Raw genomic sequence first — 24,726 nt, forward strand, 5'->3', positions numbered from 1 at the left:
CCGGTCGGTCAGGCGGGCGCCAGCCAGTCCTGCTCGCCGAGGCCGGAGATCTCCAGCACCCGGCGCACCTGGCGGGACGGCAGCACGGTGAGCGCGCCCGGGAACCGCTGGGCCAGCCGGACCACCGCGTGGATCGCCGCCGAGTCGAAGAAGGTGACCCCGCGCAGGTCGAGCGTGACCTGCCGGGCGGGCTCGCGGAGGACGGTCTGGAACATGCTGTCGGCGGTGGCCATGTCGACCTCGCCGGCCACGGTGACGTGGAGGTGGTCATCCTCGACCTCCGCGGTCGCGGAGAAGACGGAAGACTCGCCCTCTTGATCCACGGAGCAACAATGGCACAGCACTTGCGGCACGGCAACAACCCGGCCGAGCAGGCCGTGGCGGGGGTCACCCCGGCCCGCGGCGATAGGCTGTGGCCATGACCGTCCGTGCGCCGCTGACCCCTGGCACGCTCTCCCCGTGGCGAGCGGTGCCCGCCCCCATTCCGCGCCCCGAGTACGTGGGCAAGAAGCGTCCGCAGGAGTGGCGGGGCTCGCACGTGCAGACGCCGGAGACCATCGAGAAGATGCGCGTCGCCGGCCGGCTCGCGGCCCAGGCGACGCAGCTCGCCGGCGAGCACTGCAAGCCGGGGGTGACCACCGACGAGATCGACAAGGTGGTCCACGAGTTCCTCTGCGACCACGGCGCCTACCCGTCGACGCTGGGCTACAAGGGCTTCCCGAAGTCCTGCTGCACCAGCCTCAACGAGGTGATCTGCCACGGCATCCCGGATTCGACCGTGCTCCAGGACGGCGACATCATCAACGTCGACGTCACCGCGTATATCGGCGGCGTGCACGGCGACACCGACGCCACCTTCTGCGTGGGCGAGGTGAGCGAGGAGGCCCGCCTGCTGGTCGAGCGGACGCACCAGGCGATGATGCGCGGCATCAAGGCGGTCGCCCCGGGCCGGCAGATCAACGTCATCGGCCGGGTCATCGAGTCGTACGCGAAGCGGTTCGGCTACGGCGTGGTCCGCGACTTCACCGGCCACGGCATCGGCGAGTCCTTCCACAGCGGCCTGTACGTGCCGCACTACGACAGCCCGCGGCCCACCGACGTGATGGAGCCCGGCATGACGTTCACCATCGAGCCGATGATCACCCTCGGCACCCACCAGTACGACATGTGGGACGACGGCTGGACGGTGGTCACCAAGGACCGCAGGTGGACGGCGCAGTTCGAGCACACCATCGTCGTGACCGACGACGGCTACGAGATCCTGACCCTGCCGTGACCGAGACCCCGGCGGCGCTGCGCGAGGCGCACCACGCGGACGTGGCCGGCGGCTGGCTCCGGCCGGCCGTGTTTGGCGCGATGGACGGTCTGGTCACCAACATCGCCCTGATCGCCGGCGTCGGCGGCGGGGGCGTCTCGCCCCGCAGCGTCGTGCTCACCGGCACCGCCGGCCTGGTCGCCGGCGCGATCTCGATGGGGCTGGGGGAGTACACCAGCGTCCGGTCGTCCAACGAGCAGGTGGCCGCCGAGGTGGCCAAGGAGCGGCGCGAGCTGGAACGGCACCCCGAGGCGGAGGCCCGCGAGTTGGCCGACGCGTGGGTGGCCCGCGGCCTGCCCCGGGACCTCGCCACGCAGGTCGCCGAGGCGGTCCGGCGCAACCCGGAGGAGGCGCTGCGGGTGCACGTCCGGGAGGAGTTGGGCATCGACCCCGACGAGCAGCCGAGCCCCTGGGCGGCGGCCGTCTCGTCGTTCCTCTGCTTCTCGCTGGGCGCGCTGGTGCCCCTGATCACCTACCTGCTCGGCTTCACCAGCCTCTGGCTGGCGCTCGGCGTCGGCGGGGTGGGCCTCTTCGTGGCCGGCGCGGTCGTCGCCCGGTTCACCAACCGAGCCTGGTGGTCCGGCGGCCTGCGCCAGTTCCTGCTCGGTGCCCTGGCCGCCGCCGCCACCTACCTGGTCGGCAAGCTGATCGGCATCCAGGGCGGCCTCGGCTGACCCCACGCCACGGGGTGGGGTGGGGTGGGGGTCAGGGGGTGAGGAGGTCGTCCACTGTGCCGTCGACGGGGCGGCCCCGGGCGGCCAGTTCCTCGGCCTGCCGGGCGAGCACCGCGCCCACCTCGGTCATGTCCGCGCCGGCCAGCCCGGTACGCCTTACCGCGTCGCCGGGGTCGCGGAAATAGGTGCGACTGAACAGCCCCTGCACGGTGGCCGCCGCGAGGCGGGCCTCGCCGAGCATGAGCAGCGCCTGGTCGGTCTCGTACCACTCGGCGAGGCGCAGTGCCCGGGCGTGCGCCGCGCTGCCCCGGTACCAGGCCTGCCGGGCGGCGCCGGTGAACTCGGCCGGACGGGCCCGGGCCAGCCGGGCCAGGTGCTCGTCGCGCAGGGTGCGCAGCCAGCCCGTCGGGTCGTGCAGTGCGCGGGTGGTGACGTACCGGTCGGCGGCCAGCGGCCAGAGCGGGGTGATCGTCCGGGCCTGCCGCAGGTAGTCGTCGGCCCCGGCGACGGTGAGGTCGACCAGCACCCCGTCCACCCGTCGGGTGGCCGGGGCCGGTCCAGCGCCCGGCCGGTAGGTGGCCAGCAGCAGGCCCACCTCGCCGTTCCCGCCACCGTCGTCGTCGCCGTGTGCGAGCGGGCCGTGCACCGCCACGGCCAGGATGTCGGCCGGAAACCGGCGCAGCGCCGCGTCGCTCACCCGCTCGGCGACCCGCCAGCGGGGGTCGTCCAGGTAGCGGTCGGTCCCCAGTTCGGCGCCGCCGGCGTCCACGGTCCACCTCCGGTCCCGCGACCAGGCCACCCGGCGGCGACCCGGCGCACGTCAACCACCCTAGTCAGGCCGCGCGGACCCATCCGTACGCCGCGCCCGGGTCGTCCGCCGCCGGGCCCGACGCCGCCCCGCGAGGTCGTGCTCGATCCTGGTTCGAGTGGTGTCGGGCGCGCTCCGATGCCACGACCTTCGGCATCGCGCACGATCTCGCCGGTCAGCCCCCGGCGAGATCGGTGGGGACCAGGCGGAACACGCGGATCTCCCGGTCGCCGGCCCGTTCCACGTACGTCCGGTAGGCCGGCCACTCGTCGACCAGGCGGCCGAAGAGCCGCTCCCGCTCGTCGCCGTTGATCAGGTCGGCGCGGACCGGGATCCGGCGGCCCCGCACGTCGATCTCGGCGGCGGGCCGGGCGAGCAGGTTCAGCGACCAGGACGGCTGGTGCTGCTGCCCCCAGTTCGAACCGATCACCACGTACGCGTCGCCGTCCGGCACGTACAGCAGCGGGTTGCTGCGCGGCTTGCCGGAGCGGCGGCCCGTGGTGGTGATGACGAGGGAGGGCACCTGGCCGAACGCCACCACGCGACCCTTCGTCAGCCGGCCGACCAGCCGGTCGGCGGGGACGAGCAGGCGCATGGTGGCGGCGAACCACTTCTGGTGACCGAGGCGGCGGGCGAGGCTTCCCAGGGCGGACACCTGCCCAGTGTGCCGGCCACCGCCCCGGTGCGACACCCCTGACCCGTCGCGCCGGGCGGAGCGCTCAGTCCAGCCGGCGTTCCACCGGCAGCCGGGACCGGGTGAGCAGCCCCGCGCCCAGCATGGCCACCAGCGGCACCACCACCAGCACGGCGACGGTCAGCCCGGGCACCACCAGCGGGTACGGCTCCTGCACCGGCCACGCCTGCGTGTACCGCCGGTTGAGCGAGACCAGGATGATGGCGGCCGAGCCGAGGCCGGCGACCAGCCCGAGCACCGAGCCGAGCACCGCGATCACCCCGGCCTGGCAGACCGACAGCAGTCGGCGTACCCGGGGATCGGCCCCGACCGCGGCGAGCGTGGAGAGGTCGCGGCGGCCCTCGGCGGCGGCGAGGCCGGTGGCCACCCCGGCCGCGCCCAGCGTGATCAGCCCGGCGCCGACGGAGAGCAGCAGCAGCAACGGTCGCTGGTCGGACCGGTGCTCCTCCTCCACCTGCACGCTCAGGCCGGCGAGCGGGGCCAGTTCGGCGGCGAGCCGCTGCCGCTGCGCCGCAGTGGGCGGCCCGGTGGTGTCGATCACGTAGCCGAGCTGCCCGGCGACCAGTCCGACGGCGGCCGCCGCCGGCGGGGAGAGCACGAGCCGGTCGACCGGGAGGCCAGCACGCAGCAGGTACCCGGGGAAGGTGGCGCCGACCGTGAACGGAACCTCGGTGGCGCCGCGGCTGACGGTGACCGTGACCCGGCCGTCCACCATGAGCCGGGGGTCGGTGACCACCACCCCGCCCGCCCGGAGCACCCGGGTGGCGGCGGCGATCTCCGCCGCCGGGGCGCCGGTCAGTGCGGCCAGCGCGGTGCCGTCGTCCACCGACGCGGGCTCGTAGAGGCCGCTCGGCTCGCGGAACGGCCGGACGCAGCGCGGGTCGGCCCGGGCGTGGGCGCGTTCGGCGTCGGTGAGCAGGTCGCCCGGCCCGTACGGGCAGCGCCGTTCTGGCGGCAGCACCGCCGACGCCAGGCAGAAGTCCTCCTTGGCGGCCCGCTTCGCGCAGTCCGGGACGGCGAACGGGGCGACGGTCGCGGTCGGCAGCACCGCCCGCACCCGGTCCGCGACTTCGCCGGCCGGCGGCAGCGGGCCGTCGTCCAGGCTCCCGCTGCGCAGCAGCAGCACGTTGCCCGGGGGCATGCCGGGCTGCCACTGCGCCCGCTGGCGGGCGTCGTCGCCGGCCAGGTAGACGCCGAGGGCCACGCTGCCGGCGACCGCTGCCATCACGGCGGAGATGGCCGGCGCGGCCGACGAGCGGTTGCGGCTGGCGTCGCGCAGCGCGAGCCGGGGCGTCAGCGGCAGCAGCCGCCCGGCCCGGGCGAGCAGCCCGATCAGCGTCGGAGTGGCGAACACCAGGCCCAGCTCGCCGAGGATCAGCCCGGCCAGCACCACGGTCGGGGAGGTCCGGGTGGCGCCGAGCGCGGCGACGGTGGCCCCGACGGCGGTGAGCAGCACGCCGAGCACCAGCCAGCGCCGGCGGTGCCGGGGCGGCTGGCGCCGGCCGGCCAGCCCGGCCACCACGTCCTGCCGGGCCGCGGTCCACGCCGGGGCCAGCGCGGCCAGCACGCCGGCCAGCACCGCCACGACGGCGATCGCGGCCAGCGCCGCCGGGAAGACCCGGTACCCGCCGGACCGGGCGGTCACGACGTACTGCTCGACCAGCGGCCGCCCGGCGAACGCGGCGCCGACGCCGAGCAGCAGCCCGAGCGCCGCGCCGCCGGCACCGAGCACCACCCCGTCGGCCAGCACGATCCGGCGCAGGTGCGCGCCGTCGCCGCCGGCCACCGCGACCAGGGCGAGGTCCCGCCGCCGGCGGCGGACGCCGACCGCGAAGGCCGGGCCGACCAGCAGCACCACCTCCAGCAACCCCAACCCTCCGACGAGAACCACGTTGCCCGCCTGCTCCGCGTCGGGCAGGTTCGGTCCGGCGGCGACCTCCTCTCGGCCGGGCAGCGGGAGCCGGCCGCCGACCACGATCCCGCGCGCGTTGAGCCGGTCCACCAGCGTCCGGTCCACCGGCCCGGGCAGGTCCACCAGCCAGCTTTCGTCCGCAGGGGCGACCGCCCCCGCCGGCCGTTCGGGCCGCACCGCGACCAGCTCCCGCAGGTCGTCCGGGAACTCCACCACCCCGACCACCCGGTAGCTCGTGCCGTCGGCGGTGCGCACCGGCTCGCCGAGGCGTACGCCCAGCCGGCGCTGGGCCTGCGGGCTGACCGCGATCTCGTCGGGGGTGGCCGGGCGCCGGCCGGCGCGCAGCGTGGCGAGGGGCCGGGCGAGCGGGTCGGTGAGGTCGAGGGCCCGCGCGTCGATCGAGCCGATCCGGTCGCCGAACGGCAGCTCGAACGGCACCCACCAGCGGACCCGGGTGACCCGGCTGCCGGTGGGTAGCAGGGCGGTGATCTGGTCCGCCGTGACCGGCCGGGTACGCGGCACCGTCTCCTCGCCGGCCGGCCAGTAGCTGGTCCCCCAGGCGTCCTGGACCTGCGCGTTCTCCGCCACCCAGCGCAGCTCCACGTCGGCCGCGCCGAGCCGCCGGTCCAGCCGCTCCGCCCGGGTCAGGTGCGCCATGTCGTAGCTCGCGGCCGTGAAGGCGAGCCCCAGCACGGGGAGCGTGATCATCGCCAGCACCAGCGCCGTACGCCCCCGGGACCGGCGGGCCTCGCGCCGGGCGATCCGCAGCGCGGCCCGCCACGAGCCGAGCGCGGCGGCGATCCGGCCCCGGCTCACCGCCCGCTGCCGCTGAGCAGCTGTTCGACGCCGACCAGCGGTGCCGTGGAGTCGACCAGGTCCCCGTCCCGCAGGAAGACCACCCGGTCGGCCCACCCGGCGTGCCGGGCCTCGTGGGTGACCAGCACCCCGGCGGCGCCCGCGTCCACCCGGCGGCGCAGCAGGTGCAGCACCGCCTCGCCGGTCTGGGAGTCGAGCGCGCCGGTGGGTTCGTCGGCGAGCACGAGGCGGCGCTCGCCGACCAGCGCCCGGGCGATCGCCACCCGCTGCTGCTGGCCGCCGGACATCTGGTCGGGGAACCGGTCGCCCAGCCCCGCCACGCCCACCTCGTCGAGCGCGGCCAGCGCCGCCCGGCGGGCCGCCCGGACGCCGACGCCGTCGAGTTCCAGCGGCAGCGCGACGTTCTCCACCGCGGTGAGGCTGCCGAGCAGGTTCAGATCCTGGAAGACGTACCCGATCCGGCGGCGCCGCAGCCGGGCCAGCGCCCGCGCGCCCAGCCCGCCGAGCGGTTCCCCCTCGACCAGCACGTCCCCGCCGGTCGGGCGGTCCAGCCCGCCGGCCAGCGCCAGCAGCGTCGACTTGCCCGAGCCGGACGGGCCCATCACCGCGACCAGCTCGCCGGCCCGGACGGTCAGGCTGACCCCCCGCAGCGCGTGCACGGCCGCCTCTCCGGCACCGTGGGTCCGGTGCACGTCCCGCAGTTCCAGCACCACGCTCACCGCGGTCCCTCCGTCTCGCGCCGTCCCGGCGCCCGGCTCACCGGCGGGCCGCCTCGTCGGTCCGGTCCACCGCCTCGGGGTGGCCGGCCGGCCGGCTCGGTGCGGGACGGTAGCGGACCAGGCTGGTCTCGCAGTGGTCGAGCCAGCGGATCTCCGCCTCGGCCTGGAAGATCATCGCGTCCAGCACCAGCCGCCAGGGCAGATCCTCCGGCTTGTCGCTGGCGTACTTCAACCGGGTCAACTCCTGCAGCGCGCGCATGGTGGCGCTGCGCTGGGTCTGCACCACCGCGCGCACGTCCACGCCGGGCGTGGTGAGCGCCAGGGCCAGCTTGATCGACAGCTCGTCCCGGGGCCGGTCGGCGCGGCTGATCGGGGTGGCGAACCACAGCGTCAGGTCCGCCCGGCCGGCGTCGGTGATCTCGTACGGTCGCTGCCCCGCCTCGCTCTCCGGCAGCGAGCGGACCAGGCCGTCGCGTTCCAGCCGGGCGAGCGTGGTGTAGACCTGGCCGATGTTCAGCGGCCAGGTGGAGCCGGTGGACTCCTCGAACGCGGCGCGCAACTGGTAGCCGTACATCTGGCCACGTTCGAGCAGGGCGAGCAGGCCGTGACGGATGGACATGGCGTGGAGTATGCATACCTGGTATGCGGGCCGCAACCGGAGCGATCCGCCGCGTGACGGGGCCGCCGCTCAGACCGGCCGGCCGGGGAACGGAACCGTGATCGGGGTCATGCCGGCGGTGCGCCGCCAGCGGGTGGCCCGCAGCGCGCAGTCGGTCAGGGCGGCGAGCGCCCGGTTGCGGTCGGCGCCGGCGGTGTGCGGCAGCGCCGCCCGCCAGTGGCCGGCCGTGCGCTCCTCGACCTCGACCGCCAGCTTGAGCGCGCTCGCCCGGTCGGTCACCGGGTACGGCATGGCGTACCCGGCCCGGTCGGCGGGGACCTGCCCGCCGTTCGTGCTGAGCTGGAGGATCAGGGTGTCCCGGCGGGAGCGGTGTGCCGCCTCCGCGGTGCGGGCGGCCCGTCGGGCGTCCTCAGCGAGGTGCACGCCGATCACCCCGTACGCCCAGATCGCCGCGTACTCGGCGGTGAGCGCGTCGGCCAGGGCCTGGGCCGGCCCGCTGCTGGTCGGTGCGGTACGCGGGATCACTTCAGCGCCTCCACGTGGGTCGCCCGGGCGGCGGCGATCGAGCCGAGCAGCGCGGCGCGATCGGCCGGTGCGGCGGCGCACGCCTTCGCCGCGTTCTCCCGGCCCTGCTGCTCCGCCTGGCGCAGCTCGGCCAGCAGGCCGTCGGGGTCGGTCGCGGCCGGCGGCGGTGCGGCGGCGGGGGAGCCGCTGGGCGCCGGCCGACCGATCACCTTGCGCAGCTCCTCGGCGTGCGCGCGATGGGCGTCGGCGATCGCGGTGAGTCGGTCGGCCAGGTCCGGGGCGGCGGTGACGGCGGCCCGGTAGCGGGCCTCCAGCGCGACCGATTCCGCGGCGAGCGGTTCGAGGGGGTCCGGTCCCCGTGACTCGTCGTCACCGCGGTCGAAAAGATCACAGCCGGTCAGCGGCGCGGCGGTGCCGCCGAGCGCGACCAACGCCCCGGCGCGCAGCAGATTTCGCCGGGTATGTCCCGCTGCTTCCTGATGTCGTGTCGTTCTGCCGGTCGCCACCGGACAAGTCAACACCATCCGCGCCGCCTCGTGGGCCAGTGGCGTCGGTGCGCCGCCGGGTCCGCCGCCCGCCCCGCGCGTTACGCTCTGCGCAGCCACCGGGCGCGTACGCCCCGGTGGCGTGCCGGCATGGCGGGCCGACCGGCCCGTCCGAACACCAGAAGGGTGCGCAGATGACGCAGCGTGGCCGTGCCACCAGGCCGACGGGGCCCGTCGGGCGACCCCGCCGGCCCGCCGGGCCCCGTACCGGGGACCGGGCCGGCGCGCCCCGCGGTGATCTGGCCACCCGCCGGGAACGGCTGCGCGAGGTGATCGAGCCCGTGGTCACGGCCGCCGGGTACGACCTCGAGGACCTCTCCGTCTCCCGCGCCGGCCGCCGGCACGTGGTCCGGGTGATCGTGGACGCCGACGGTGGGATCAACCTGGACGCCGTCGCGGACGTCTCCCGGGCGGTCTCCGCCGCGCTGGACGCGGCCGAGGAGGCCGGCGGCGACATCGTGGCCGGCGAGTACCAGCTGGAGGTCAGCTCCCCCGGCGTGGACCGGCCGCTCACCCTGCCCCGGCACTGGCGGCGCAACGTCGGCCGGCTGGTCAAGGTGACCGTGCGGGGGCCCGAGGGGGACCGGCAGCTCACCGGCCGGGTGACCGGGGCGGACGACGAGCGCGTGGTGCTGGAGACCGACGCCGGCCGCGTGGACCATTCCTACGCCGAACTCGGCCCTGGCCGGGTCCAGGTGGAATTCAGCCGCCTCGACGAGGTGGCCGACGACGAGTTCGGTGACGACACCGACGACGACGAAGATGATGTGGAGGACGAGGAGAGGTGAACATCGACCTCGCGGCGCTGCGCGCACTGGAGCGCGAGCGGGAGATCCCGTTCGACACCATCCTCGCGGCGATCGAGACCGCGCTGCTGACCGCGTACCGGCACACCGAGGGCGCCGAGCCGCACGCCCGGGTGGAGATCGACCGCAAGACCGGGGCCGCCTCGGTCTACGCCCAGGAGTTGGACGCCGACGGCACGGTGGTGCGGGAGTGGGACGACACCCCGCACGACTTCGGCCGGATCGCCGCCATGACCGCGAAGCAGGTGATCCTCCAGCGGCTCCGGGAGGCCACCGACGAGGTGCACTTCGGTGAGTACGTCGGCCGCGACGGCGACCTGGTCACCGGCGTGGTGCAGGCGCACGAGGCGCGGGCCGAGAAGGGCATCGTCAGCGTCGACCTGGGCAAGCTCGAGGGCGTCCTGCCCCAGTCCGAACAGGTCCCCGGCGAGCGGTACGCGCACGGCGAGCGGATCCGCTGCGTCGTGGTGCACGTGGCCAAGGGAATGCGCGGCCCGCAGATCACGTTGTCCCGATCGCACCCGGCACTGGTGAAGAAGCTCTTCGCCCTCGAGGTGCCGGAGATCGCCGACGGCACCGTGGAGATCGGGGCGATCGCGCGTGAGGCAGGTCACCGCACGAAGATCGCGGTGCGCTCGACCGCCCCCGGCGTGAACGCCAAGGGCGCCTGCATCGGCCCGATGGGCCAGCGGGTGCGCGCGGTGATGAGCGAGCTGCACGGCGAGAAGATCGACATCATCGACTGGTCGGACGATCCGGCCACCTTCGTCGGCAACGCGCTCTCGCCGGCCAAGGCGCTCCGGGTCGAGGTGGTCGACCTGGCCAGCCGGACCGCCCGGGTCACCGTCCCGGACTTCCAGCTGTCGCTCGCGATCGGGCGGGAAGGGCAGAATGCCCGACTTGCTGCCCGGTTGACCGGTTGGCGGATCGACATCCGGTCCGACGCCGAGCAGGCCGGCGGGACGGCCCGGAGCGGAGCTGATCACGTACCGGAGCCGGGCGGCGCGATCTCGAACAGCTAGGGGTAGACTTACTCCAGTGGTACGACGCGCGCTACCGGAGCGCACCTGTGTGGGCTGCCGGAAGCGGGCGCCGGCCAGCGAGTTGCTGCGGATCGTCGCGGTCGGCGACGAGGCTGGTTGCTACAGCCTCCGGCCCGATCCGGCTCGCAGACTGCCGGGTCGGGGAGCGAACATGCACCCTGATCCGGCCTGCTTCGCGCAGGCGGTGCGGCGCCGCGCCTTCGGGCGGGCGCTGCGTGTCACCGGGGTCGTCGACCACGGTGCGCTGGCGGAGCACGTTGACGCGCAACCCCCGACGACCGGTCAACCCGACCGGTCGAGGGTCGCTAGCAAGGTAGGACGACCGACATGAGCACACGATGAAGTCCCTGAAATGACCAGGCTTCAAGTGCACGAGTGAGGTCGCTGCGGGTGCTGCCCGCACGACCTCGGAGTGAGGAGTGCAGTGGCAGGTAAGGCCCGCGTACACGAGCTCGCCAAGGAGCTCGGGGTCGAAAGCAAGACCGTTCTCGCCAAGCTCAAGGAGATGGGCGAGTTCGTGAAGTCCGCGTCCAGCACCGTCGAGGCGCCCGTCGCCCGACGGCTGCGTGGCGCCTTCGTCGCATCCGCCGGTGGTTCCTCGGCGCCGGCCGCCCCGGCGGCGGCCGCCCCGAGCCCGGCACCGACCCCGACCCCGACGCCGACCCCGACCCCGGGTGCCCCCCGGGTCTCGGCCAGGCCGATGCCGCCCCGGCGGCCGGCTGCGCCGACCCCTGGACCGAAGCCCAAGGGCCCGGTCCCCGGCCCGCCGCAGCCGGCGACTCCGGTCGCCAAGCCGGCGAGCGCGCACGACATCGAGGTGGCGGCCGCCGAGGCACGTGCCGCCGCGCTGAAGGCTGAGCAGGAGGCCGCGGTCAAGGCCGCCCAGGCCGCCCGCCAGCAGCAGCGCGAGAACGTCCGCCGGGAGCCCCCGACCGAGGGCGGTCCCCGTCCCGGTCCGCGTCCCGGCCCGAACGCCGTGCCGCCGCGTCCGGGTGCCCAGGCCGCCGGTCGTCCCGGCGCGCCGACCCCGGGTCCGGGCGGACGCCCGGGCGGCCGTCCGCCGGCGCGCGGCGCCGGTAACAACCCGTTCGGCATCCAGGGCGGCCAGCAGCAGCGGCCCCCGGCCGCCGGTGCGGGCGGTCCCCGTCCCAGCCCGGCGGGCATGCCGCCGCGGCCCAGCCCGGCCTCCATGCCGCCGCGGCCCAGCCCGGCGTCCATGCCGAGCCAGCGTCCGACCACGGGTCGCCCCGGCGGCCCCGGTGGCGGTCGTGGCGGTCCCGGTGGCGGCGCGGGTCGTCCCGGCGGCGGTGGCGGTGGCTTCCGTGGCGGTCCCGGTGGCGGCGGCGGTGGCGGTGGCTTCCGTGGCGGTCCCGGTGGCGGCGGCGGTGGCGGTGGCTACCGTGGCGGTCCCGGTGGCGGCGGCGGTGGCGCCGGTGCCGGTGGCGGTTTCCGTCCCGGTGGTCCGGCCGGTGGCGCCGGTCGTCCGGGTGGTGGCGGTCGTGGCCGTGGCGGCGGCGCCGCGGGTGCCTTCGGGCGTCCGGGTGGCAGGCCGACCCGTGGTCGCAAGTCCAAGAAGCAGCGCAGACAGGAGTTCGACAACCTGTCGGCCCCGACCATGTCCTCGGGTGCTCCCCGCGGTCAGGGTCAGGTCGTCCGGTTGTCCCGTGGCGCCTCGCTGTCGGACTTCGCCGACAAGATCAACGCCAACCCGGGTTCGCTGGTCCAGGAGATGTTCAACCTGGGCGAGATGGTGACCGCGACCCAGTCGTGCTCCGACGAGACCCTGCTGCTGCTGGGTGAGCACCTCGGTTTCGACGTGCAGATCGTCAGCCCGGAGGACGAGGATCGCGAGCTGCTCGCGCAGTTCAACATCGACCTCGACGCCGAGGTCGCGGCGGACCGCCTGGTCAGCCGTGCGCCGGTGGTGACCGTCATGGGTCACGTCGACCACGGTAAGACCAAGCTGCTCGACGCGATCCGCAAGGCGAACGTCGTGGCCGGCGAGGCGGGCGGCATCACCCAGCACATCGGTGCCTACCAGGTCCACGTCCCGCACGAGGGCGTCGACCGCGCGGTGACCTTCATCGACACCCCGGGTCACGAGGCGTTCACCGCCATGCGTGCCCGTGGTGCCCAGGTCACGGACATCGTGATCCTGGTGGTGGCGGCCGACGACGGCGTGATGCCGCAGACCATCGAGGCGCTCAACCACGCCAAGGCGGCGGACGTGCCGATCGTGGTCGCGGTCAACAAGGTCGACAAGCCCGAGGCGAACCCGGACAAGGTCCGCCAGCAGCTGACCGAGTACGGCCTGGTCGCCGAGGAGTACGGCGGCGACACCATGTTCGTCAACGTGGCGGCCAAGCCCGGCATCGGCATCGAGGACCTCCTCGAGGCCGTGCTGCTGACCGCCGACGCGTCGCTGGAGCTGACCGCTCCGATCGACGGGCCGGCGCAGGGTGTCGCGATCGAGGCGCACCTGGACAAGGGTCGGGGTGCGGTGGCGACCGTGCTGGTGCAGAAGGGCACCCTCCGGGCCGGCGACTCGATCGTCGCCGGTGGGGCGCACGGCCGGGTCCGGGCCATGCTGGACGAGAACGGCAAGCCGGTCGACGAGGCCGGTCCGGCGCGTCCGGTCATGGTGCTCGGTCTGACCACGGTGCCGGGAGCGGGTGACACCTTCCTGGCCGCCGAGGACGACCGGACCGTGCGGCAGATCGCCGAGCAGCGGCAGGCGCGGCGGCGGGCGGCGGCATTCGCCAACTCCCGTGGTCGGGCGACCCTCGAGACGCTCATGGAGCAGCTCAAGGAGGGCGAGAAGACCTCGCTCAACCTGGTGCTCAAGGGCGACGTCTCCGGTTCCGTGGAGGCCCTCGAGGACGCGCTGTTCAACCTCGACATCCCGGAGGAGGTCCAGCTTCGGATCATCCACCGGGGCGTGGGTGCGATCACCGAGAGCGACGTCATGCTCGCGAGCGCCTCGTCCGAGGCGGTCACGATCATCGGCTTCAACGTGCGGGCCGCGAACAAGGTCCGCGAGATCGCCGACCGCGAGGGCGTGGAGATCCGGTACTACACGGTCATCTACCAGGCCATCGAGGAGATCGACGCCGCGCTCAAGGGGCTGCTCAAGCCGGAGTACGAGGAGGTCGAGCTGGGGACCGCGGAGATCCGCGACGTCTTCCGCTCGTCCAAGATCGGCAACATCTCCGGATGTATCGTCCGGTCCGGCCTCATCCGCCGCAACGCCAAGGCGCGGCTGCTGCGGGACGGGGCGGTCGTGGCGGACAACCTCACGATCAGCTCCCTCAAGCGGTTCAAGGACGACGCGACGGAGGTCCGCGAGGGCTTCGAGTGTGGTCTGACGCTGGGCGGTTTCAACAACGTCCAGGTCGGCGACATCATCGAGACCTTCGAGATGCGGGAGAAGCCGCGCGCCTGAGCGGCGTGAACGACCGGCGACGGCCGGGGCCCACGGGCCCCGGCCGTCGCCGTTTTCGCAGGCTGGGACAATCTCCGGCGTGCTCAGGTACGCGCTGCTTCTCGCCCCCTCCACCAACCGGGTCTACGCCGACGCCGCCGGCCGGCTGGCCCGCGCCGAGCTGGAGATCTTCGCCGGCTCGGGAGTGCTCGACGCGGCCCCGGTGGACGCCGCGGTGGAACGGATCGGCGGGGTCGAGTACCTGACCTTCGCCAGCCCCGGGCCGGGCCTCGGCGCCCGGGACCTGGCCTACCTGGCCAACCTGTCGGCGGCGTACGCGCTCTTCGAGCGGGTCGGGGAGGATCTGCTGCGGCCGGTGCCGCTGTCTCCCCTGGCCCGGTACGACTCCGACCTGATCACCATCCCCAAGTACGCCGGCAAGACCAACGAGCAGTTCACCCGGCTGCTGCTCAACGCCACCCTGCTCGCCTCCGCCTCGGCCGGCGCGATGCTGGACCGGCAGCTGGTGGTCCTCGATCCGCTCTGCGGTCGGGGGACCACCCTCAACCAGGCCCTGATGTTCGGCTACGACGGCATCGGTGTCGAGCACGACGGCAAGGACGTCGACGCGTACGCGGCGTTCCTGCGTACCTGGCTGCGGCGCAAGCGGCTCAAGCACACCGCCGAGACGGTGCCGGTGCGCCGGGACCGCAAGCTGGTCGCGCGCCGTTTCGAGGCGGTGCTCGCCCCCTCCCGGGACGAACACCGGGCCGGGGCCACCCAACGGGTCACTGTGCTGCACACCGACACCACCCGGGCCAGGGAAGTGCTCCGCCCCCGCTGCGCCGACGTGATCGTGACCGACGCCCCGTACGGGGTGGCCCACGGCAGCCGCACCGAACAGGGCCTGTCCCGCAGCCCCCTCGATCTGCTCACCGCCGCCGTGCCGGTCTGGCGGGAGCTGCTGCGTCCCGGCGGGGCGCTCGGGCTGTCCTGGAACACCCACGTGGCGCCCCGGGCGGCCGCCGAGTCGGTGCTGGCCGGCGCCGGCCTGCGGGTGGTGGACGGGCCGGGCTACCTCGGCCTGGCGCACCGGGTCGACCAGGCGATCGAGCGGGACGTGCTGGTGGCCGTCGCCCCGGCGACCTGAGCTCGGCGCGTCTGACGCCGCGCAACGACCTGGAGCCGTCGGAAAACGGGTGACCGGGGCGCGGCCCTGCCGTACCGTTGCTCGCCGTGTACACGGGAACCGCGCACTTCGACCTGTTGCTGCCGGGGGACTCCCGGTCCCTGAAGACCAAGCGGTCGTACGTCCGGCCGATCGTCGCCGCGTTGCGCCGCTTCGAGGTGTCCGCAGCGGAGGTCGGGGCGCTCGACCTGCACGGCCGGGCCCAGATCGGGGTGGCCGTGGTGGCCGCGGAGGCGGCGCACGTCCGGGAGGTGCTCGACTCCTGCGAGCGCCTGGTCGCCGCCCGGCCGGAGACCGAGCTGCTCTCGGTCCGCCGCCGGCTGTACGGCGCCGAGGACTGAGCGGCCGGGGGCCAGCGGGCCCTTCCTGGCAAGCCGGCGGCGCTGCGCGGGTGGCCGGGCGGCGCGGGTAGTGTTCGAGATGTTGGACGGTCGGACCGGGGGCGCACCGCGCCGTCGGCGCCGGCCGACGGCTCCCGGTAGCGGCGCGGCGTCAGACGTGCCGAGCTGGAGTCGTCGTAGGGAGCAGGGTGACCCTGGAGGTGGGGGACATGACGGATCCGGCCAAGGTACGCCGGCACGCGGAGCGCATCCGTGAACTGGTCGCGTCGGTGGTGCGGAGCCAGATCAAGGACCCCCGGCTCGGGATGATCACCATCACCGACGCCCGGATCACCGCCGACCTGCGCGACGCCACGGTCTTCTACACGGTGCTCGGCGACGCGGCGGCCCAGGCCAGCACGGCCGCCGCGCTGGAGAGCGCCAAGGGCATGCTGCGCAGCACCGTCGGCAAGGCGCTCGGGCTGCGCCACTCGCCGACCCTGACCTTCGTCCTCGACGACGTGCAGGACCAGGTCAAGCACATCGACGACCTGCTCGCCGCAGCCCGGACCGCCGACGCCGAGGTGCAGCGGCTGGCCGCCCACGCGCAGTACGCGGGCGAGGCCCAGCCGTACCGGGTGGAGGCCGAGGACGTCGAGGACTCCGACGACGAGACCGAGGACGACGACGAGCCGCGCGGCGGCGTCGGCCGGTGACCGCACCCGCCGAGGGCGGCGTGTCGGCCGGCCCGACCGACGCCGACTGGGCGGCCGCCGTCGCGGCGGTACGCGGGCTCCCCGCCGACGCCCGGGTGCTGCTGATCTGCCACATCAACCCGGACGGCGACGCGCTGGGCAGCATGCTCGGCTTCGCGCTGGGCCTGCGCCGGTTCGGCGTGCGGCACCTCCAGGCGACCTTCCCCGGGCCGCCGGGGGTGCCCGAGCCGTTCCGCTGGCTGCCCGGCCTGGAGCTGCTGGTCCCGCAGGACGAGGCGTACCCGGATCCGGATCTGGTGATCTGCTTCGACGCGGCCAGCGAGTCCCGGCTGGGTGACCTGGTCGACCGGCTGGACAAGGCCGGCGCGACGCTGGTGCTGGACCATCACGCCTCCAACACCCGATTCGGCGGCATCCACCTGGTCGACCCGCACGCGGCGGCCACCTCGGTGGTCGCCGAGGGGCTGCTGGACCGCCTCGGGGTGCCGCTGGACGCGGAGATCGCGACCTGCCTCTACGTGGCGCTGAGCACCGACACCGGCTCGTTCCGCTTCGAGGCCACCACCCCGGCCGTGCACGAGATGGCCGCCCGGCTGCTGGCCACCGGCATCCGCCCCGGGGACATCTCCCGGCGGATCTTCGACACCCGGCCGTTCGGCGCGGTCCGGCTCTTCGGCGAGGTGCTGGTCCGCGCCCGGCTGGAGCCGGCGGCCGCCGCCGGGCGTGGGCTGGTCTGGACGTACGCCACCCGGGCGGACCTGGCCCGGCACGACCAGCCGGCGTACGTCCTGGAGGCGCTGATCGACTCGGTCCGCTGCACCGCCGAGGCGGACGTGAGTTGCGTGCTGAAGCAGGTGACCGCGGCCGAGTGGGCGGTCTCGCTGCGCAGCAAGGGCGCGGTGGACGTCAGCGCGGTGGCGGTGGCCCTCGGCGGCGGCGGCCACCGGTTCGCGGCCGGTTTCACCGGTCGGGGCAGCGTCGACGAGGTGGTGGACCGGATCCGCGCCGAACTGGTCGGCGCCCTGCTGACCGGCTGAGATCAGGGATCACTCCGGGGCGTGCCGCTCTTCCCGCGCTCCGTGACGCTGAGGACAATCGGGAGATGGATCACCCCCGAGAGCTCACCGTCGAGGCGCCCCGAGCCTGGGACCGCCCGATCGTCTCCGTGCCGGTGCTGATCTGCCTCTCCCTGGTGGGCGGCCAGCTCCCGTCCTTCTCCGCGCAGGCCAACCTCTACACCCTCGGCACCGGTGGCGCGCTGATCTGGATCGGCCTCAGCAACCGGGTGCCGCGCCGGCCCGCCCCCCGCCGGTTGCCCCGGGGCGCGGTCTGGTGGCTGCTGCCGGTCACCGTCTTCGGGGTGTTCGAGGGGGTGACCTTCGTGGTGTCGGTGGGGGACGAGTTCCCCACCTTCTCCCTGCTGGCCGACCCGTTGCTGGAGGACCACCTGGTCCGCTCGGCGGCCTGGTTCGGCTGGCTGTCCGCGTTCTGGGGACTGGTCCGCCGGTGATGCGCGCCCTGGCGATCGGCGGCTTCCTGGCCGCGCTGCTGCTCTTCGCGGCCGTCGAGTGGGCCGCCCGACGGGAGTGGGCGCGGATTCCGTCCCTCGCCGACGTCTGCGCCTTCGTCATGCGCTACGAGGTCGGGCCGGTGCCGGTGGGCCGGATCGGTCTGTTCGGCTTCTGGTGGTGGCTGGGCTGGCATTTCCTGGCCCGCTGAGCCGCCGCTGCCCGTGTCCGTATCGCGGGAACAGTGGGCAGCATGTGGAAAATGAACGTTAACTTGGGTGCGTGACCGGCGCTCTCCGGCGCTGGTCACGGGCGGTGGCGCCACACCCGGTGCCGCCTCCCTCCAGGGTCAGACCGACCCGGGCTCACGCCGCCAGGCGAGCCGCTCCGGTGATCCCGGACCGCTGCCGGGCGCGCTCAGCAGGCCGACGGCTCCAGCGAGGGCTTCAGGTCGCGGCGCGGCGTCAGACGCGCCGAGCTGAAGTCGTCGTAGCGCCGAGCTGGAGTTGTCGGGCGCCCGTAAGGGCCACCGTGCCGGTGGTCCGCACCCTGGAAGGAAACTCCGATGGCGACCAAGCACAAGCCGCAGACCGAGACCACCACCGACGAGGCGCGCGAGCAGATGCGCCGCGCGCTGCAGACGTCGATGGACACCCGTCAGTGACGACGGGCTTCAGGTCGCAGCGCGGCACCAGACGCGCCGAGCTGAAGTCGTCGCAGCTGGCCGTCCGGCGGTGACGCCGGCTGGACCGACGTCACCGCCGCACCGGTCGCCTGCCTTCCCGCCCGACGTCCCCGGCGCTACCGTCGCCCGGTGCGCCGCATCCTGATCGTTGGCAGCTCGGGCGCCGGCAAGAGCACCCTCGCCCGTGAGCTCGCCCGACGGCTCGACCTTCCCCTGATCCACCTCGACCGGCACTACTGGCGCGCGGGCTGGGCCGCCCCCGCCGAGGCCGACTTCCGCATTGAGGTGACCGCGCTCGCCGACCGCCCGGCCTGGGTGATGGACGGCAACTACGGCAGCACCCTCGATCTCCGTCTGCCTCGTGCGGACCTGCTGGTGCTCTGCGACCCGTCCCGACTGCGCTGCCTGTTCCGGGTGCTTCGCCGCCGCTGGACGTACCGCGCCACGCCCCGGCCCGACCTCCCCGAGGGCTGCCCCGAGCAGCTCGACCTCCCGTTCCTCCGCTACATCTCGGCGTATCCCCGCCGCTCCCGCCCACGGGTCCTGGCCGCCGCCCGCACGATCGCGCCGGATCTCCCGGTGCTCCGCCTCCGCACCCCCGCCGACACCCGCCGTTTCCTCGCCACCCTCGCCATCCTCCCCGCCGCTCCGCGTTGATCATGAGGTTGGCGGCGGTGTCGATCTTCTAAACTGCCGCCAACCTCATGATCGAGTGGTCGGGTCAGTGGCGGACGGTGGGACGGTGCCCTGGGCCATGCGGCGGCTGGTGCGGCCGCCGCCGCGGCCGCGGAGAAGGGCGGCCACGCCGACGGCCACCGGGACCGCGAGGAGCGGCCCGAGCAGGTACGCCCACCAGGCCCGGGGTTGCCCGTAGACCAGGGCCGGGCCGAGGGAGCGGACGATGTTCATCGACGCCCCGGTCAACGGTGAGGCCCAGAGCCCGCCGAGCGCCAGGTAGCCGCCGACCGCCACGGCGGCGAGGGGCCCGACGTTCTGCGCGCCGGAGGCAGTGCCGAGGACGGTGCTGATCAGCCCGACGGTGAGGACCAGCTCCCAGACCAGCGCGAGCGGAGCGCCGATGCCCGGTCCGGGCACGGTCAGGCCGGCGGTGCCGTGTCCGCCGAGCAGCCCGGCCAGCAGGCCGGCCGCGGCCACCGCCCCGGTGAACTGGGCGGCCAGGTAGCCGGGCACGCGCCGCCAGGGGAAGTCCCGGCGCAGCGCGAAGGCGAGGGTGATCGAGGGGTTCAGGTGGGCGCCGGAGACCGCGCCCATGAACAGGATGATCGAGGCGAGCATCAGCCCGGGGGCGACCACGGCGGCGGTCCGGCTCACCACCTCGGCGCCGATCCGCTGGTTCACCACCCCGGGGCCGACCGAGACCAGCACCAGGAAGAACGTGCCGAGCAGTTCCCCGAAGACCCGGCGCCACCAGGCCGGGTCGGCGCCGTTGACGATCGGGTCGCCGCTGGCCGTCATGGCCTCACGGTACGACGCCGCACGGGCGGGTCGTCCCGGTACGGAGAGGTAAGTGATGCAGAGGCTTGCGTCCCTTACCTGACGCGTGCCAGGATCGGCGGCGATGAGCCAGACCGCCACCTCCGCCCCCGCCGCCACACCCCGCCGGATCGCCGCGCTCGCCCTGCCCGCACTGGTGGTGCTCGCCGCCGAGCCGCTCTACGTGCTGGTCGACACGGCGGTGGTCGGGCACCTGGGCCGCGTCCCGCTCGCCGCGCTCGCCGTCGGCGGCACGGTGATGACGCTGACCGCCTGGCTCGGCACCGTCGTCGCGTACGGCACGACGGGGCGGTCGGCCCGCCGGTTCGGCTCGGGGGACCGGGCCGCCGCGGTGGCCGAGGGCGTGCAGGCGTCCTGGCTCGCGGTGACCGTCGGCGTGCTGGTGGCGCTCGCCATCGGGATCGGCGGCGGATGGCTGGCGCGTACCCTCGTCGGCGGCCCGGGCGCGGTGGCGGACGAGGCCGCGGCGTGGCTGCGGATCGCGGCGCTCGGCGCGCCCGGCCTGCTGCTCGCCGCCGCCGGCAACGGCTGGCTGCGCGGCATCCAGGACACCCGCCGACCGCTGCTCTTCGTGCTCGCGCCCAACCTGCTCTCCGCGCTGCTCTGCCCGCTGCTGGTCTACCCGGCCGGGCTGGGGCTGGCCGGTTCGGCGGTGGCGAACGCCGTCGCGCAGACCCTCTCCGGCGGCCTCTTCGCGGCGGCGCTGGTGCGCGAACGGGTCTCCCTGCGCCCCCGCCCCCGGATGATCCGCCAGCAGCTCGTGTTGAGCCGGGATCTGCTCATCCGGGGCGTCGCCTTCCAGGCGAGCTTCCTGTCCGCCACCGCGGTCGCGGCCCGGTTCGGCGCCGCCGCGGTCGGCGCCCACCAGATCGCCGTACAGCTCTGGTTCTTCACCGCGTTGGTGCTGGACGCCCTCGCGATCGCCGCGCAGGCGCTGATCGGGGCCGCGCTCGGCGCGGGTGACGCGGCCGGCGCCCGGTTCCTCGCCCGCCGGATCGCCCTGCTCGGCGGCCTCTGCGGCGTGGCCTTCGCGGTGCTGATCGCCGCCGGCGCCGGCCTGGTGCCGTCCTGGTTCAGCTCCGACCCGCAGGTACGCGAGCAGGCCATGATCGCCTGGCCCTGGTTCGTCGCGCTGCAGCCGATCGGCGGCGTGGTGTTCGCCCTCGACGGCGTGCTGATCGGCGCGGGGGACGTCCGCTACCTGCGCAACCTCACCATCGTGGCGGCGCTGGGCGGCTTCCTGCCGGCCATCTGGCTGGCGTACGGGTTCGACCTCGGTCTCGGCGGGATCTGGGCCGGGCTGACCCTGTTCGTGGTGCTCCGGCTGGTCGCGCTGCTGCTGCGGCTGCGCTCCGGCGGCTGGGCGGTGGTCGGCGCGGTCCGCTGAGGTTCCCGGTACGCCTCAGCAGGTGTCCGGCAGGTCCAGCGTCTTGTCCGGGTCGAAGACCGCGTCCGGGTTCGGGTCGTCCGCGCCGCCGTAACTGGGCCCGCCCAGGTCGAGCAGGCCCTTGTCGAAGGCCGCGCAGTCGATGTTGGCGGCGTAGGAGTCCGCCTTCTCGATCCACAACCCGTTCGAGCCGCGGCTGACGTCGTCGGGATGCGGCACGCTCCAGACCACCGTGTCGTGCACCACGACCAACCCGTCGCCCGGCGCCGTGCTGTCGGTCGGAAAGGCGTACGCCCAGACGAAGTTGGTGGTGACCGCCAGGATCCGGATGCCGTCGGCGTCCCTGGTGGCGCGGTAGCTGATCCGCCCCTTCACCCGGGGCTGGTCGGCGGTGAGCCGGGCGCCCGGCGCCAGCCGGGTGGCGTACGCGGCGAAGGTGTCGGAGGCGAAGTCCTTGCGCAGGTCGGCGCGGGCATCCCGGGCGAACTGCCGGATGAACGGCTCGGCGTCCGTCGTGGTCATGAACCGGCGGTCCAGCCGCGCGGTCACCAGGGCGGTGCGGACCTTCGCCAGCGCGGCCGCCACCTGCTGCTCGGTGAACGGACCGGTCCGCTTCGCGGCCGGCAGGGCGATCCCCGCCTGCCCGTGCCGGAACGCGGCGGCCGGAGTGCCGTCGAACGGACCGGCCGCCGGGGGTGTCGACGCGGACGTGGCGGCCGGCTCGGCGGCGGGCCGGCTGATCGTCGGGTAGACCACCGGCCGCCCGTCGGATTGCGGCATCGACACCAGCACGGCGACGCCGACCACCCCGACGAACGCGAGGAGCAGCAGTACCGTCACGCCGGTCAGCAGCGACCCGGAGTGCCGGGCCAGGCGGCTGCGCAACCGGTCGTCCCGGCTCGGCCCGGCGTCGGCGGGCGGCTGGCGCGGCCACGCCGGGGCGGGGCCCGGCCCGCCCGCGTGGGGGACCGGCGGGTCGGGTCTGCGCGGTGCGGTGGCGTCCGGCCGATCGTCGGTCATCGCGGTTCCCCGATGCACGAAATGGGCGAGGTGTCCCTGACTCTGACACTTCGCCGCCCCGCGCGGTATCCCCCGCCCGGCCCGGAGCCGGGGTCTGGCAGGCTTGGCGGCCGTGAGCACAGACGGTCTGATCGTGGTCGACAAGCCGGCCGGTATGACGTCGCACGACGTGGTGGCGCGGATCCGGCGGCTGGCGCGTACCCGGCGGGTGGGGCACGGGGGAACGCTGGATCCGATGGCCACCGGGGTGCTGGTGATCGGTGTGGGGCGGGCCACCCGGCTGCTCACCTACGTGATCGGCGCCGGCAAGAGCTACACCGCGACGATCCGGCTCGGCCAGGCCACGGTCACCGACGACGCCGAGGGCGACGTCATCGCCACCGCGTCCACCGTCGGCGTCACCGACGACGCGGTCCGGGTCGCGCTCGCCGCGCTCACCGGCGAGATCGACCAGGTGCCGAGCGCGGTGAGCGCCATCAAGATCAACGGCGAGCGGGCGTACAAGCGGGTCCGCGAGGGGGAGAGCGTCGAGTTGCCCGCCCGCCGGGTCACCGTCTCCCGGCTGGCCGTCCTGGCGATCCGTCGGGACGCCCCGGACGTGGTGGACGTGGACGTGGACGTGACCTGCTCGTCCGGGACGTACATCCGGGCCATCGCCCGGGACGCGGGCCTGGCCCTCGGGGTCGGTGGCCACCTGACCGCGCTGCGCCGCACCGCGGTCGGCGGCTTCCCGCTGGCCGAGGCGGCCACCCTCGACGAGCTGGAACGGCGCGCGCCCGACGTGGTCAACCTGCCGCTGGACGCCGCCGCCGACCGGTTCTTCCCGCGCCGGGACGCCACGCCGGAGGAGGCGAAGATCCTCTCCCACGGCGGTCCGCTGGACCCGGCCGGCATCACCGGGCCGTACGCGGTGTTCGGCCCCGACGGCGGGCTGATCGCTATCGTCAGCGAGCGGGACGGCCGGGCCCGCGCGGAGATCGTGCTGGCCCCGGCCTGACGGCGGCGGCGCGGAGCACGTGGCGAGCAGGGGAGGAGCGGGAATGCAGCGGTGGCGGGGGTACGAGGCGGCACCTGGCGGCTGGGGCCGTTCGGTGGTCACCATCGGCGTCTTCGACGGGGTGCACAAGGGGCACCAGGCCACCATCGGGCACGCCGTGGCGCGCGCCCGGGAGTTGGGCGTCAAGTCGGTGGTGGTCACCTTCGACCCGCACCCGGCCGAGGTGGTCCGGCCCGGCTCCCACCCGGCGGTGCTCACCGAGCCGGCCCGCAAAGCGGAGCTGATCGAGGCGCTCGGCGTCGACGTGCTCTGCGTGGTGCCGTTCACCCCGGAGTTCTCCCGACTGCCCGCCGAGGCGTTCGTGCACGACATCCTGGTCGAGCACCTGCACGCCGCGCTGGTGGTGGTCGGCGCCAACTTCCGGTTCGGGCACAAGGCGGCCGGCGACGTGGCCCTGCTGGAGCGGCTCGGCCGCACCTTCGGCTTCGCGGTGCAGGGCGCGCCGCTGGTCGCCGAGGCGGGGACGGTCTTCTCCTCCACGTACATCCGCTCCTGCGTCGACGCCGGCGACGTGACCGCGGCGGCCGACGCCCTCGGCCGCCCGCACCGGGTCGAGGGCGTGGTGGTCCGCGGTGACCAGCGCGGACGTGAGCTGGGCTACCCCACCGCCAACCTGCTCTGCCACCGCTACGCCGCGGTCCCCGCCGACGGGGTCTACGCCGCCCGGCTGGTCCGCCGGGGCGCCGAGCCGCTCGCCGCGGCCGTGTCGATCGGCACCAACCCGACCTTCTCCGGCCGGGAGCGCCGGGTGGAGGCGTACGCGCTGGACTTCACCGGCGACCTGTACGGCGAGCGGCTGGCCCTGGACTTCGTGGCACACCTGCGGGAACAACGGACGTACGACTCGATCGAGCCGTTGGTGGCCCAGATCGCCGAGGACGTGGAGCGCACCCGGCGGGCGGTGTCCTGACCCGCTTACCGACCTTGACCGGGTGCGCCCGGGGTGGGCTGGTAGTCTGGCAGGGACGTCGGCTGACCGACTCGGGGCCTCGCGTGCCTGCACGACGCCGCGGGTGCGAGGAACCGGTCCGTCCCCCGGTCGCTATGACCGCTCCGACGGATCTCATCGAACGACCCACGAAACAGGGAGAACATGGCGCTCGACCAGGAAGCCAAGGCCAAGATCCGCGCGGAGTACGCGACCGCCGAGGGCGACACCGGTTCGCCGGAGGTGCAGGTCGCGGTCCTCACCAAGCGGATCGCCGAGCTCACCGAGCACCTGAAGGTGCACAAGCACGACCACCACAGCCGCCGTGGGCTGCTGCTGCTGGTCGGCCGTCGCCGTCGGCTGCTCAACTACGTCCAGAAGAAGGACATCAGCCGCTACCGGTCGCTCATCGAGCGGCTCGGCCTGCGCCGGTGACCTGACGGGGGAGTGGCCTGCGGCCGCTCCCCCGTTCCGGTACCACTGAACGAACCGGGCCAGGCGACC

Annotated in this window: 27 protein-coding genes; 17 read left to right on the forward strand and 10 right to left on the reverse strand. The window is 74.6% G+C overall.

Translation table 11 applies throughout. From position 1 onward, the window contains the following. Window positions 1–8: 8 nt before the first annotated feature. The gene (locus ACZ6S5_RS07100; protein ID WP_465998590.1) at window positions 9–323 is read right to left on the reverse strand and encodes an STAS domain-containing protein; all 315 of its coding nucleotides are present in this window, start codon (window positions 321–323) and stop codon (window positions 9–11) included. Window positions 324–418: 95 nt separating this feature from the next. Between ACZ6S5_RS07100 and map the strand changes: the two genes are divergently transcribed. Continuing rightward, window positions 419–1,276: a type I methionyl aminopeptidase gene (map, locus tag ACZ6S5_RS07105; RefSeq protein ID WP_465998592.1), complete on the forward strand. Its 858-nt coding sequence runs from the start codon at window positions 419–421 to the stop codon at window positions 1,274–1,276. Next, the gene (locus ACZ6S5_RS07110; protein ID WP_465998594.1) at window positions 1,273–1,989 is read left to right on the forward strand and encodes a VIT1/CCC1 transporter family protein; all 717 of its coding nucleotides are present in this window, start codon (window positions 1,273–1,275) and stop codon (window positions 1,987–1,989) included. Before map ends, ACZ6S5_RS07110 begins: the two co-directional genes overlap by 4 nt. Window positions 1,990–2,020: 31 nt before the next feature. Here the strand turns inward: ACZ6S5_RS07110 and ACZ6S5_RS07115 are convergent, their stop codons facing one another. The 7 genes from ACZ6S5_RS07115 to ACZ6S5_RS07145 form a co-directional block, all read right to left on the reverse strand. Beyond that, window positions 2,021–2,758 (reverse strand): nucleotidyltransferase domain-containing protein, encoded by a 738-nt coding sequence (locus ACZ6S5_RS07115; RefSeq protein ID WP_465998596.1) that lies wholly within the window; start codon window positions 2,756–2,758, stop codon window positions 2,021–2,023. Between the two features lie 214 nt (window positions 2,759–2,972). After that, on the reverse strand, window positions 2,973–3,452 hold the full coding sequence (locus ACZ6S5_RS07120) for a nitroreductase family deazaflavin-dependent oxidoreductase (protein ID WP_465998598.1): 480 nt from the start codon (window positions 3,450–3,452) through the stop codon (window positions 2,973–2,975). 64 nt (window positions 3,453–3,516) lie between these two features. Beyond that, a complete protein-coding gene (locus tag ACZ6S5_RS07125) occupies window positions 3,517–6,219 on the reverse strand; it encodes an FtsX-like permease family protein (protein ID WP_465998600.1) in 2,703 nt (900 codons plus the stop codon). Continuing rightward, on the reverse strand, window positions 6,216–6,932 hold the full coding sequence (locus tag ACZ6S5_RS07130) for an ABC transporter ATP-binding protein (RefSeq protein WP_465998686.1): 717 nt from the start codon (window positions 6,930–6,932) through the stop codon (window positions 6,216–6,218). Before ACZ6S5_RS07130 ends, ACZ6S5_RS07125 begins: the two co-directional genes overlap by 4 nt. Before the next feature lie 43 nt (window positions 6,933–6,975). After that, a complete protein-coding gene (locus tag ACZ6S5_RS07135; RefSeq protein ID WP_465998602.1) occupies window positions 6,976–7,557 on the reverse strand; it encodes a PadR family transcriptional regulator in 582 nt (193 codons plus the stop codon). A gap of 69 nt (window positions 7,558–7,626) precedes the next feature. After that, on the reverse strand, window positions 7,627–8,079 hold the full coding sequence (locus tag ACZ6S5_RS07140) for a ferritin-like domain-containing protein (protein WP_465998688.1): 453 nt from the start codon (window positions 8,077–8,079) through the stop codon (window positions 7,627–7,629). After that, on the reverse strand, window positions 8,079–8,531 hold the full coding sequence (locus ACZ6S5_RS07145) for a hypothetical protein (protein ID WP_465998690.1): 453 nt from the start codon (window positions 8,529–8,531) through the stop codon (window positions 8,079–8,081). The genes ACZ6S5_RS07140 and ACZ6S5_RS07145 overlap by 1 nt, the downstream gene beginning before the upstream one ends. Before the next feature lie 230 nt (window positions 8,532–8,761). Here ACZ6S5_RS07145 and rimP point away from each other — a divergent pair, with 230 nt between their 5' ends. The 11 genes from rimP to ACZ6S5_RS07200 all read left to right on the forward strand — a co-directional run bounded on the left by rimP (window position 8,762) and on the right by ACZ6S5_RS07200 (window position 18,972). Continuing rightward, entirely contained in the window at window positions 8,762–9,415 is a 654-nt protein-coding gene (rimP, locus tag ACZ6S5_RS07150) for a ribosome maturation factor RimP (protein ID WP_465998604.1), read from the forward strand. Further along, the gene (gene nusA, locus ACZ6S5_RS07155) at window positions 9,412–10,455 is read left to right on the forward strand and encodes a transcription termination factor NusA (RefSeq protein ID WP_465998606.1); all 1,044 of its coding nucleotides are present in this window, start codon (window positions 9,412–9,414) and stop codon (window positions 10,453–10,455) included. The genes rimP and nusA overlap by 4 nt, the downstream gene beginning before the upstream one ends. A 16-nt stretch (window positions 10,456–10,471) precedes the next feature. Then, entirely contained in the window at window positions 10,472–10,807 is a 336-nt protein-coding gene (locus tag ACZ6S5_RS07160) for a YlxR family protein (RefSeq protein WP_465998608.1), read from the forward strand. A 93-nt stretch (window positions 10,808–10,900) separates the two neighbouring features. Next, on the forward strand, window positions 10,901–13,918 hold the full coding sequence (infB, locus tag ACZ6S5_RS07165) for a translation initiation factor IF-2 (RefSeq protein WP_465998610.1): 3,018 nt from the start codon (window positions 10,901–10,903) through the stop codon (window positions 13,916–13,918). Between the two features lie 79 nt (window positions 13,919–13,997). After that, window positions 13,998–15,047, forward strand: a complete 1,050-nt coding sequence (locus ACZ6S5_RS07170; protein WP_465998612.1) for a TRM11 family SAM-dependent methyltransferase — start codon at window positions 13,998–14,000, stop codon at window positions 15,045–15,047. Between the two features lie 86 nt (window positions 15,048–15,133). Further along, a complete protein-coding gene (locus tag ACZ6S5_RS07175) occupies window positions 15,134–15,427 on the forward strand; it encodes a DUF503 domain-containing protein (protein WP_465998614.1) in 294 nt (97 codons plus the stop codon). 209 nt (window positions 15,428–15,636) lie between these two features. Next, window positions 15,637–16,122, forward strand: a complete 486-nt coding sequence (rbfA, locus tag ACZ6S5_RS07180; protein WP_465998616.1) for a 30S ribosome-binding factor RbfA — start codon at window positions 15,637–15,639, stop codon at window positions 16,120–16,122. Continuing rightward, the gene (locus tag ACZ6S5_RS07185) at window positions 16,119–17,159 is read left to right on the forward strand and encodes a DHH family phosphoesterase (RefSeq protein ID WP_465998618.1); all 1,041 of its coding nucleotides are present in this window, start codon (window positions 16,119–16,121) and stop codon (window positions 17,157–17,159) included. Before rbfA ends, ACZ6S5_RS07185 begins: the two co-directional genes overlap by 4 nt. Window positions 17,160–17,224: 65 nt before the next feature. Next, entirely contained in the window at window positions 17,225–17,632 is a 408-nt protein-coding gene (locus ACZ6S5_RS07190; protein ID WP_465998620.1) for a hypothetical protein, read from the forward strand. Next, window positions 17,632–17,841, forward strand: a complete 210-nt coding sequence (locus tag ACZ6S5_RS07195; protein WP_465998622.1) for a DUF6186 family protein — start codon at window positions 17,632–17,634, stop codon at window positions 17,839–17,841. Before ACZ6S5_RS07190 ends, ACZ6S5_RS07195 begins: the two co-directional genes overlap by 1 nt. A gap of 603 nt (window positions 17,842–18,444) precedes the next feature. Beyond that, window positions 18,445–18,972, forward strand: coding sequence for a P-loop NTPase family protein (locus ACZ6S5_RS07200; protein WP_465998624.1), 528 nt, complete (start codon window positions 18,445–18,447; stop codon window positions 18,970–18,972). 45 nt (window positions 18,973–19,017) lie between these two features. Here ACZ6S5_RS07200 and ACZ6S5_RS07205 read toward each other — a convergent pair whose 3' ends face one another. Beyond that, window positions 19,018–19,791 (reverse strand): aquaporin, encoded by a 774-nt coding sequence (locus tag ACZ6S5_RS07205; RefSeq protein WP_465998626.1) that lies wholly within the window; start codon window positions 19,789–19,791, stop codon window positions 19,018–19,020. Between the two features lie 103 nt (window positions 19,792–19,894). On the opposite strand from ACZ6S5_RS07205, the gene ACZ6S5_RS07210 reads away from it, so the two are divergent. Continuing rightward, a complete protein-coding gene (locus ACZ6S5_RS07210; RefSeq protein WP_465998628.1) occupies window positions 19,895–21,217 on the forward strand; it encodes an MATE family efflux transporter in 1,323 nt (440 codons plus the stop codon). 15 nt (window positions 21,218–21,232) lie between these two features. Here ACZ6S5_RS07210 and ACZ6S5_RS07215 read toward each other — a convergent pair whose 3' ends face one another. Then, a complete protein-coding gene (locus ACZ6S5_RS07215) occupies window positions 21,233–22,237 on the reverse strand; it encodes a hypothetical protein (RefSeq protein ID WP_465998630.1) in 1,005 nt (334 codons plus the stop codon). 112 nt (window positions 22,238–22,349) lie between these two features. Between ACZ6S5_RS07215 and truB the strand changes: the two genes are divergently transcribed. From truB to rpsO, 3 genes are all read left to right on the forward strand, one after another. Continuing rightward, the gene (gene truB, locus ACZ6S5_RS07220; protein ID WP_465998632.1) at window positions 22,350–23,234 is read left to right on the forward strand and encodes a tRNA pseudouridine(55) synthase TruB; all 885 of its coding nucleotides are present in this window, start codon (window positions 22,350–22,352) and stop codon (window positions 23,232–23,234) included. A 43-nt stretch (window positions 23,235–23,277) separates the two neighbouring features. Further along, window positions 23,278–24,204, forward strand: a complete 927-nt coding sequence (locus tag ACZ6S5_RS07225; protein WP_465998634.1) for a bifunctional riboflavin kinase/FAD synthetase — start codon at window positions 23,278–23,280, stop codon at window positions 24,202–24,204. Between the two features lie 183 nt (window positions 24,205–24,387). Continuing rightward, a complete protein-coding gene (gene rpsO / locus ACZ6S5_RS07230) occupies window positions 24,388–24,657 on the forward strand; it encodes a 30S ribosomal protein S15 (RefSeq protein WP_007075299.1) in 270 nt (89 codons plus the stop codon). The last annotated feature ends 69 nt before the right edge of the window (window positions 24,658–24,726 follow it).

It is taken from the genome of Micromonospora sp. NPDC051924 (genome assembly GCF_055586005.1).